Origin of the sequence: Pseudalkalibacillus decolorationis, from assembly GCF_024609785.1 — a bacterium.
In the GTDB taxonomy this organism is placed as follows: Bacteria; Bacillota; Bacilli; order Bacillales; family Fictibacillaceae; genus Pseudalkalibacillus; species Pseudalkalibacillus decolorationis.
The window spans coordinates 43,448-53,480 of the sequence record NZ_JANHJQ010000029.1; the positions used below are offsets into that span (position 1 = coordinate 43,448).

The following is a 10,033-nucleotide window of genomic DNA, read 5'->3' on the forward strand; positions in this document are numbered from 1 at the left end:
TTTGAGCCACTCCTTTTTCAATTATCGTTATAAACTCAAAACTGCTTATCGCCTTGCATTAAAGTCTGGACAACTCCTTAACGACACGACACACTTATTTGCTCATTTTAACGGAGCCAATTATAACAATTTTCAGCTAGAAGTTGTAATTCTTCAATAAATTTACTAGCGTGGTAACCATCGCAAACAGCATGATGTACTTGTAATGAGATAGGCATTAACGTTTTACCTTCTTGATTAAAGTATTTCCCCCCTGTAACAATGGGTAATAAAAAGTTTCCATCATTATTTATATTAAGGTTAAAACCAGTAAAACTAACCCATGGAATACTGGATATAGGAAAAACGTTTTTTGGTACGTTTTCTTTTACAAAAAATCCCTTAACATCACCGTATTGCTTGATATCATCTTGATAATTTATATAAAATTCACTAAATTCATTAGAAAACTCAGTCCAGATGCTTGAGAATGATTTGTCATCACTATGAAAGATTGTAAAACTCGGTATCATTTTATCCCAATATCCTAGATCACCCTCATCGTTAAAGCAGGTTCTGAATTCCACACGAGAATTGACTGTTTTGCTGACCATATAAATAAAGGCTGGGTATAGTTTCATCCCATTGTTACGAAGCTCTTTTAATAACGTTGTAATTTCTACATTTGCTGTTATGCTGAATGTACACTTTTGATTTAGATAATGCTCAAAATATGGTTTTCTATCCCAGCTTTTTCTATCAATTAAATTAAACTTCATTTTAATAGCCTCCTAAAATTGTGTTTTTTAATTTTAGGAGGCTATTTGTCTGTTTTCACCAATATCCTCACCTCATAATAGGTCTTCCTTTAGCATCTAAAGAAAACTTGGTAAAGCCAAGCCTTTGGCGCCGGCTGAGCCTTAGTTGCGCTTATACTATAGAAAGTATTTTTATACTTTCTTAACGTGTAAAATAAACACATGTAGTCTAAATAGAAACTTTCACAACTTATATATATTAACACATTACCTGTTAAACTAAGCTGCCTTTTAGCTCAATAAGCCTTAACCGATTGTTGAAGAAAGTAGCCTGTTCCACAAACAACCTTTTACCAGATAAGGAGTTTTTTCATAGAACACCTAGTTCGTAAGACTATTCTGCAGCAAAAATTGTTCCCCATATTCTCCATGATCGTGTATTGCTGGATGTTCAACTTGAATCGTCGAATGTTCGATACTATATTTATCTTTTAATAACTGATCGATTGCCTTAATAACGGTAAATGATTGAATCCCTTCTCGGATAAAAACATGGGCGGTTAACGAGTAGTGCTCTGTAGATATCGCCCATAAATGCATTTCATGAACATCCTCTACACCCTCTACCTTGTTTATATCCTGACGAATGGAATCAAGGTCAAATTTTTCTGGCACTGATTCCATCAATATGAGGTAGGACTCACGGATAATCCTTGATCCTCCAAGGAATATGATACCTCCGATCACCATGCTAATGATTGGATCAAAAATAAAATACCCCGTAAAATAAATGAGTACGGCTGATACAATAATACCGACGGAACTTAGTAGGTCCCCGATAAAATGCCAGAGAGCGCTTTTAATATTTAAGTTCTCCTCTTCCTTCATACTTCTGCTCAACACATACGTCAGTATAATGTTCACGATCAAGCCGATTGAAGCGATGATTAACATCAATTGCAGATTGACGTCCTGCGGATGAATCATCCGATTGATCCCTTCAATGAAAATACCAACCGCAATCACAGCAAGTGCTAGGCCATTTAAAAAAGAAGCAATAATCTCAAAGCGTAGTTGGCCAAACGTGTATTTCTTATTGGGATGTCGTGTGGCCATATAAATAGCCACCATACTTAAACCTAAAGCAACCACATCAGAAATCATATGAGCTGAATCGGATAATAGAGCTAGTGAATGGGACAATAAACCTCCCACTATCTCTACGATTGTAAAAAACAAGGTGAGCATTAATGTAATCCACAATGTTTTCTTTGATGTTTGTTGCTCTTTGCTATGGTTGAGGTGATGATAATCGTATCTTTTCAAATCATCCACTCCCTTATTTAAAATAATTATTATATAATATTTATACCAGAATGAACAGGTAAAGTCAAACTTAAGTGAGAAATTTATCCCTAATTGAGAATGATAATTACTATACATGCCTTATTTAGGGGATGACCTAACTCGTAAATGATAATAATTATCAAAATCATGCACGTCTGTGGAACTGGAAATTACATCGATGCAAAGAAAATTTTATATTTTTCCCCCAATGCCTTGCTCCTAACGTGACGTCAGGTTATATAGTTAAGTTACCGGTAAAATAATTCGCGCGAAATGAGGGGATGATCATTAAGAAAAACTGGAAAATAGGAGAACTAGCTAAACAGACTGGACTAACGGTACGGACACTCCATCATTACGATAACATCGGACTGTTTTCTCCTTCTCAGCATTCGAGTGTGGGTCATCGTATCTACACTGAATCAGATATTGCCGAACTTCAAAAAATCATTTCATTAAAGCAACTCGGCTTTGCACTTGAAGAAATCAAAAGGATGATTGGAAGTCCAAGTTTCAGAGCAGATGAAGTGATCCGCATGCAGTTAGATCGTTTGAATGAGCATATCCGAATACAGGAACAATTGCAGAGTCGTTTATCAGACATCTATGATTTGCTTAGCACTCAGCAAGATGTTACAGCAGAACAATTTATTAAATTAATTGAGGTGATCAATATGAATGAATATTTTACAAAAGAACAAATTGATGAAATTAAAAAACGTGGTGAACAATTCACCCAAGAAGAAAGAAAACAATATGAAAAAGAATGGGCTGAAATAACGGGAGAATTTCGTGTGGAAATAGAAAAAGGGACGTCACCAGGTAACCCAGAGGTCGTAAAACTGGCCAAAAGATGGAATGAACTGGTCAGCAAAACTACTGGTGGAGATCCTGAAATCACAAAAGCAGCAGAAAAATATTATTCAGAAAACCCCGATAATGCCCTACAATATGGCATGGACGGTGACCTTTATAAATATATCAAGAAGGCATCCGAAAACATGTAAGGTAAAAAGACCGAGCGTATTTTTCTACGCTCGGTCTTCTGTTATATATAAATTTTTCAAGCGGCAAATAATCGTTAATTTCTTGGATCTACGTAATCAGGATAATCACTAATTATTGCGTCTACATCCATTTCTAATAGAAAATCAGCTGTCTCTTGGCTACGAACTGTCCATGCGGATATTTTCAATCCGTGTGCATGCACCTTACTCACTAATTCTTTATTAACAATTTTGTAGTTTGGGTTGAAATAATCAGCATATGTGGCAAATTCATTTAATGCTTGATCGGTTGTATGGGTCTTCGAGGATGTAAGTACTCCTATTGGCACTTTTGGAAGGAGAGTATTCATTTTTTCCATTGATTCGAAATTGAAGGATTGGATGATGATTTTTTCGTTCTGAGGCTTATCTAAGGTTCGTTCTTTTAATATCATAGCAACGGTTTCTTCAATTCCTGGGTATAGCTGTGGAGCTTTTAATTCGATTAAAATACCAAATTTCCCATGATATCTGCTAAGAACTTCTTCAAAAGTAGGGATTTTTTCTCCAGAAAATTCTTTCCCTTTCCAGCTGCCGGCGTCTAGACTTCTAAGCTGTTCAAAGGTTAAGTCTTTAACATGGCCAGTTCCATCCGTCGTTCTGTCAACTGTCGTATCATGTATAATAACCAGTTTCCCATCTTTACTTCTCTGTACGTCGATCTCAATATAGTCCGCCTTCATTTCTACCGCTTTATCAAATGCGGCAATTGTGTTTTCTGGCGAATATCCGGATGCACCGCGGTGGGCCACAGTATCTACTTGTCTTGTTTCCCCAGTTGATACTGCTTTAGCCCCTTTAAGCGGACTAATTAATAATACGATAGCGAAGCACATCACTAGTAACACACTTAATCGAAATAAAGTTTTCTGCATTCTCTTCATCTCCTTTAGTAAAGATCACTTCGGAGATAATTTTAGTACATTATTTTTTATCCAGTATGTGCTTTCCATATTACTCATGTAAAATTAGGGTAAGGAAAACTAGGAAATTTCTCATTCATTTATTTACAACTGTTCTTCCAACTTCGAATCTGTAGAAATCTGGTCATTTCATTAAACGATAATTTAGCAGATGTCTCGCAATATTTTGGAGCGTAAGGATCACTAAATCCATGTTGTCCATCAAACTTACGGGTGTTAACATTATCCTTTTTCTGCAGTGTTGTTATTAAATCGGCAACATCAAATGATTTCTCTTGTTGTGGAAAGAATAATAATACCGGACACTGAGGTGTTAAATCCACATAGTTTCGAATACGAGAACCATAAAACCCGACTACCCCATCTAGAGATCCCTCTTCACTACACATCCAAGCAAGAGTTGCTCCGACACTAAATCCAACTATAAAGACTTTCTCATATTTCTCTTTCAATTTTGTAATTAATGTTCTGATCGTACGTGATGTTTTTGAAAAGCTTAAACTCTCCATATAATTAATGTAAGCTTCTTTCTCTTGTGTGTAATGAAATGGTTGGTCCTGGTCTAATAAGTTAGGACATATTACATCAAAACCTTGTTGTCCAATTGACTCACAAATATATCTCATATGCTGGTTAACTCCATAAATCTCATGGATAACGATAATTGCATTGTTCGAGTTGTTTTCAATTGTGATCATTTTGAATTCCTCATTACTACTCAATACCTCTAATATCGTTTTAAGTCTTTCAAATTTACCTTTTCAAGTTGCTTCAACATAAACCCGCCTTTATCTAAAATTATGATTCTCCACTAGAGGAAGTCGTTTGTAAGGTTAGCATTTTTCCTCTCTAAATCTAATCCTTTTCTTACTTCAATATTTTACACTTTCTTAACGTACGAAAAAAAGATCAAAACGGTAATTGTAACCGCCTTGGTCTTTACGTATAGCTGATATATGGATTTATTTTATATTCAATGGATCTGAAACATTCTTTGTTTCACATAAGTACTTGATAGTAGGAACGGAACGAAATTATTTTCTCATGCTTTTTAAAGAAAACCTGGCTAGTGCCAAGCCTAATAAAGCTGACCCCTTAAAAGGAGCCAGCAAGTAAGTAAGGCCTTTTTACGCTATATTTTATTATTTCCACCAAATTTATCTTTAGCTTTACCAATTGTTTCTTGAACTTTGCCCTTGTCTTTATCTCTTTCACCTTCAGCAACTTTCGAGTCATCATTAGTTGCTTTTCCCCACGTCTTTTTCGTTTCGCCTTTGACCTGTTCCATCTTACCCTTTACACGATCATTGTTATTATTCGAATTCATTGTCATCCATCCTTTCATTCGTTCGAGCAATAGTGAATTACTTAAACTTTAGTCTTACCCGTCACTTCTTGGAATGAAACCTTGTGTTCAATTATATTCACTTTAGGCTTCATCTCTACCACAGTGACCACATTGACCTCGCCGACGATAATAGTAAGAAATCGTGGCAAGACCTAAAGCCACTCCCCAAGGAACCCAAAGAAGCATTGGACCCACTGCACCCCAGATTTGACTCACTAGAATACCATCCGTTGGCATAAGTTGAAGCTTAACTGCGATAAATGAGAAGGTAAAGACAAATCCAGCGGCGGTTACAGCAATGGCTACACATGTTGCTGGAATGACTGCTAACAGAATTGGCACCCTTTTACCCCTGATTAATGGAAACCAAAGAGGAAATACTTCACCCCATTTCCGGATCAAACCTAGAGTGAGGAGACCGCCGGCTATACATATTGATCCGAATACCCATTCGGTAATATGATGCATCGGGTTAACACTCGAAAAATCCTGCAAGAAGCCCGGGTCAACTCCCAAAGGAATCCCTAGTGCCCAAGCATAGCGAGTGATTGCGTATGGAATCGGGGCGAGAACCGCAATATAGGTAATCCATTTACCCCGTCGAACGAGAAAGAAAGGTTTTTCATACTCAGCTCTTCCGCAGTTTTCACAGGCATTTCTTGTATTTCGTTGGTAAGCTAAAGCAGCAAAACCCCAAAAAAGCGCACCGAAAATACATATGACCTGATTCATCATCATCCAATTAAAATGAAACTTGAACAGAAATGCATAAGCCATAGCCGCTATTAGGCTACTATCTGGCACGAAAAGAATCAGCACAACTGTGATGCCCCACGCGTATGCAAGGACAAACCACCTTGGAATAATTCTCTTACTAATTTTCATTTGTACACCAACCAATATGCCTAGGAGACAAAGGATAACGAAAATCATACCTCCGACCTTAACAGGGAGATACGTAACCATTGCTGCCCCAAACAATCCCATACTGGTATTGTTGAACGGATACCCCGCTCCGCCAAGTAACCAGTAAAGATGCAGTACCCCGTAAAGAGTGGACCAAGCAACCGCAAGATATGCAATCCAGGTTGGCCAGCGCTGTAAATTCATCCTGACTCTTTCTTTCAATGTAAAAGTGGAATCCACATTCATTTTAGATTTGTCATCAATTGTCTTAGAATTCATTAACCGAACACCCTTCCTCATGTAAACTTTCTTACTCCTTCATACTAATCACTGAAGGTTAAAAGGAAGGTATGGCTTTGTTTAAATTCAGTTTAACTTTTTGTTGGATAAAAATAAAAAGACTTATCAATACTAATCAAAGGATAGTCGAACCTTATAACTGGGGGTGATTTCAAAATGAACCAGCTTACGACTAAGGAATTAGCTTTTATTGAAGACGAAATTAGGGCAGAGGAAATTACAGCAAAAACGATAAACTGGTGTGCCTCTCAATGTCAGGATCAAACGATTCGAGAACAATTAGAAAATATAGCCGAACGTCATCAAATGAAAATTGTGGATCTCTCAAAATATTTCAATCGCTCTATGAACATTCAATAGAATAGTGGAGGTGTTGTTGAATTATGCCAAACAATATGGAAGGCCGTGGATTGACGGACCGTGAAATGCTTCTGCTTTGTTTAGAATTAGAAAAAGGAAGATGCAGAAGCGTCAGTAACACGTTGTTGGAGACAAGTCATAAGGAATTGCGTAATGTCTATAAGCAATGCTTTGAAAATGCTGAACAAAATCAAAGCAATCTATTCGAAATCATGAGTGAGAAAGATTGGTACAAGGTAGAAACTGCTACCACTGAGCAGGTAGGGAAAACTCAAGCATTAATGCAAAATAACCTACACCCAGATGATAAATTCTAAATACAGAGGTGATAATATGGTTCAAAAAGATAAAAGCCAATATCAAGTAGAAACAGGACCTTATAAAGATAAAACAAACGGATTAAAATTTGGATACGAATACTCTTCCGGCAACAAAACAGGGAAAACGGAGAAAAGCAAAAAAGTTTAAATCGGATAACCAATTTGAGGAGGACAGAAAGTAATGGCTAAGGAAGAAAAATTAAATGAGGAAGCTGCCAGAAATAATAATTTACACTCTTCAACAATCAAAAACGATGTTGAACTTTCTGAAGAGCTTCCGGATAAAACAATCGAAAAAGAAGTTAATCAGAAGAAAGTTACACGTAGTTAGTAATAAGACTTCCCAAAAGTACAACATCGATGACTTAACGTCAAAAGGCCGACCCGACATTTACTTACAATGTCAAGTCAGCCTTTTTGTAATTTTAAAAATACCTCATTATTAGTTTTGATCAAAATCAGGGGCAATGGCTTTTCGGATAAATAACGCAATAATGAAGGCGATAATACTTAAACCTAAAGCAAACCAATAAGCATGGTGAACGCCGTGGGTCATAGCTTCATTCATTATTTCTTCTGTTATTGAACCTGAATGCCCCTCTAAATAGCTCGTGCGGCCTTGAGTCATAATACTTACAAAGATTGAAACGCCAAGTGCACCTGCAACCGGTTGTAATGTGTTCGCAATCGCTGTTCCATGGGCGTATAAATTTTTCGGTAATTCATTTAATGCATTCGTTTGAGCTGGCATCATAATCGCAGAAATCGATAGCATTAACAGGATATATACAATAACGAACGACCATATCGAAATGGAAGGGTTGATATAGCTAAAGAATATCATAACCCCTACTAATACAACCGTACCAGGGATTATTAGTTTCCTTGGGCCATACTTATCGAATAATGTGCCCATAGTTGGTGACATCAGACCGTTCAATAACGCTCCTGGTAAAAGCAATAATCCTGCCACCTTTGCAGAATACCCTAATGGTCCTTGTAAATACATAGGCATTACAATTTCAGAAGCGAACATCGCCATAATGACAATGACAAAAATACTGACCCCTCGTGCATAGCTTTTATATTTAAACACACGTACATCTAATAATGGTTCATCTAACTTCAATTGACGTAGTACAAACAACAGTAGGCTGATAAAACTGATACAGAGAATTGAAATAATCGTTACCGATAAAAACCCTTCTGAACTTTCCCCTGCACTGCTGAATCCATAAACGATTCCTCCAATACCTATTGTAGAGAGAACGATCGAGAGGACATCTGTTTTAGGACGCGTAACCTCACCGACGTTTTGTAAATATTTATGTGCAAATAGAATTGAAAACACCGCAAAAGGGATGACGGATATGAATAACCAACGCCAACCTAGAGTGTCAACAATCACCCCTGATAAAGTGGGGCCAAGTGCGGGAGCAAACATGATAACCAGGCCAAAGGTACCCATAATTTTTCCGCGAACTTCAGGGCGATAAAGTAAAAGTAAAGCGGTCATTATAACAGGTATTAACAAGCCAGTACCGACCGCTTGTATCATACGGCCAGTTAAAAGCATTGGAAAGTTTACTGCACTTGCAGCAATAATAGTCCCGATTAAAAAAACAGTCATGACACCAATAAACATCTGTCTTGTAGTGAACGATTGAATTAATAATGCAGATATAGGCATCAGAACACCCATAACAAGCATAAATCCAGTTGCTAACCATTGGACAGTTGGAGCATCGACGTCAAATACAGTCATTAACTCTGTTAGTGCAATATTAAGCAACGTTTCGTTCAATACTGCAAAAAATGCACCAATCATAAAGGTGATTAATATCGCTTTTGTATTTATTTTAGATTCCATATTGTTCCTCCAACTTTTTAACCATAAATAGAATACCTATCCATAATCTATCATTTCAATTGATTTCTCAAGTAATTCCGCTCAGCCACCAAACTTTGGAATTTCCGTTCCAAATCTTCTGTTGGATTAGCACTGAGTTTACTGATTACTTCCGTTAGTTTTGTTTCAACTTGCAATAGCTCATCCTTAGTAAAATCACGTTATCAGGCTTTGATTTTCTTAGTCTGCTTGAACTTGATCGCAGAGAAGATAAATAAAATCCCACCAACCATCCAATATGGCTCCCAAAAAAGGAGTCTCCACTGTAAAGCAAAATGATCTATCTGAAGAGAGAGCAGTCCCAAGTCTAATAGTATTAGGGGGATAAAGTTTGCCAATCCATATAGCAGTAATAAGACACCCCCGATTAAAGATGTAAGGTATGAATACTCCCGGCCACTTACTCTGCCATAGGGCTTCCTTGAAGTGGGGGTTTCTAACGTATCGCCCTAAAAGGACTCTTAACGTTAGTGGAGCTGACACATTGGCGACCTTGTTACGCCCAGCCCCTCTATGCCATTAGTCTTGCCTTTGGCACTTCTTTTTTAGAAGACAGTGGGTTGCCACACATTCACCGGCCGGAGGGAAGCGGCTCGCTCTTTGAAAAACTGGAGAATCGCCTTTTTTAAAATATTGGCTGCTCCGTTGAGGTCTGCATTCACGTGTACACCCGTAGATGCTCGATACAAACCCCGCCTCACCCGTCTTCCTGAAAATACAGGTGGAGGCTTCCCTTCATCCCAAACAGGAATAGGATCATCATCTAAAAAACTGGCTTTCGACGTGTACGACTCTTCCGTTGTGATGACGTTAACCCCATACTGTTGAGCTTTGTAG

13 protein-coding genes are annotated in these 10,033 nt (G+C 37.6%); 5 read left to right on the top strand and 8 right to left on the bottom strand.

Annotation, left to right across the window (positions count from 1 at the left end; all coding sequences use genetic code 11):
* Positions 1-107: 107 nt before the first annotated feature.
* A complete protein-coding gene (gene catA, locus NON16_RS20930) occupies positions 108-758 on the bottom strand; it encodes a type A chloramphenicol O-acetyltransferase (RefSeq protein ID WP_257351365.1) in 651 nt (216 codons plus the stop codon).
* 360 nt (positions 759-1,118) lie between these two features.
* Positions 1,119-2,063 carry a cation diffusion facilitator family transporter gene (locus tag NON16_RS20935; protein ID WP_257351366.1) on the bottom strand — a complete coding sequence of 315 codons (945 nt, stop codon included), beginning with the start codon at positions 2,061-2,063 and terminating at the stop codon, positions 1,119-1,121.
* A 302-nt stretch (positions 2,064-2,365) separates the two neighbouring features.
* Between NON16_RS20935 and NON16_RS20940 the strand changes: the two genes are divergently transcribed.
* Positions 2,366-3,091, top strand: a complete 726-nt coding sequence (locus NON16_RS20940) for a MerR family transcriptional regulator (protein WP_257351367.1) — start codon at positions 2,366-2,368, stop codon at positions 3,089-3,091.
* A gap of 74 nt (positions 3,092-3,165) precedes the next feature.
* On the opposite strand, the gene NON16_RS20945 is transcribed toward NON16_RS20940, so the two are convergent.
* The 4 genes from NON16_RS20945 to NON16_RS20960 form a co-directional block, all read right to left on the bottom strand.
* A complete protein-coding gene (locus NON16_RS20945; RefSeq protein ID WP_257351368.1) occupies positions 3,166-4,005 on the bottom strand; it encodes a glycerophosphodiester phosphodiesterase in 840 nt (279 codons plus the stop codon).
* A 128-nt stretch (positions 4,006-4,133) separates the two neighbouring features.
* The gene (locus tag NON16_RS20950) at positions 4,134-4,751 is read right to left on the bottom strand and encodes a dienelactone hydrolase family protein (RefSeq protein ID WP_257351369.1); all 618 of its coding nucleotides are present in this window, start codon (positions 4,749-4,751) and stop codon (positions 4,134-4,136) included.
* Between the two features lie 434 nt (positions 4,752-5,185).
* Positions 5,186-5,380, bottom strand: a complete 195-nt coding sequence (locus NON16_RS20955; protein ID WP_257351370.1) for a CsbD family protein — start codon at positions 5,378-5,380, stop codon at positions 5,186-5,188.
* Positions 5,381-5,482: 102 nt separating this feature from the next.
* Complete coding sequence (locus NON16_RS20960; protein WP_257351371.1) at positions 5,483-6,586, bottom strand: hypothetical protein; 1,104 nt, start codon at positions 6,584-6,586, stop codon at positions 5,483-5,485.
* A 177-nt stretch (positions 6,587-6,763) separates the two neighbouring features.
* Between NON16_RS20960 and NON16_RS20965 the strand changes: the two genes are divergently transcribed.
* Genes NON16_RS20965 through NON16_RS20980 form a run of 4 tightly spaced genes read left to right on the top strand, consistent with a single transcriptional unit; the run spans position 6,764 to position 7,618 of the window.
* Entirely contained in the window at positions 6,764-6,967 is a 204-nt protein-coding gene (locus NON16_RS20965; RefSeq protein WP_257351372.1) for a hypothetical protein, read from the top strand.
* 23 nt (positions 6,968-6,990) lie between these two features.
* Positions 6,991-7,284, top strand: a complete 294-nt coding sequence (locus tag NON16_RS20970; RefSeq protein WP_257351373.1) for a spore coat protein — start codon at positions 6,991-6,993, stop codon at positions 7,282-7,284.
* Between the two features lie 16 nt (positions 7,285-7,300).
* Positions 7,301-7,435 carry a hypothetical protein gene (locus NON16_RS20975; RefSeq protein ID WP_257351374.1) on the top strand — a complete coding sequence of 45 codons (135 nt, stop codon included), beginning with the start codon at positions 7,301-7,303 and terminating at the stop codon, positions 7,433-7,435.
* Positions 7,436-7,468: 33 nt separating this feature from the next.
* Positions 7,469-7,618: a hypothetical protein gene (locus NON16_RS20980; RefSeq protein ID WP_257351375.1), complete on the top strand. Its 150-nt coding sequence runs from the start codon at positions 7,469-7,471 to the stop codon at positions 7,616-7,618.
* Between the two features lie 111 nt (positions 7,619-7,729).
* On the opposite strand, the gene NON16_RS20985 is transcribed toward NON16_RS20980, so the two are convergent.
* Positions 7,730-9,157: an MDR family MFS transporter gene (locus NON16_RS20985; protein WP_257351376.1), complete on the bottom strand. Its 1,428-nt coding sequence runs from the start codon at positions 9,155-9,157 to the stop codon at positions 7,730-7,732.
* 584 nt (positions 9,158-9,741) lie between these two features.
* Positions 9,742-10,033 (bottom strand): transposase (locus NON16_RS20990; RefSeq protein WP_257351377.1); only part of this gene is annotated, 292 nt, incomplete at its 5' end.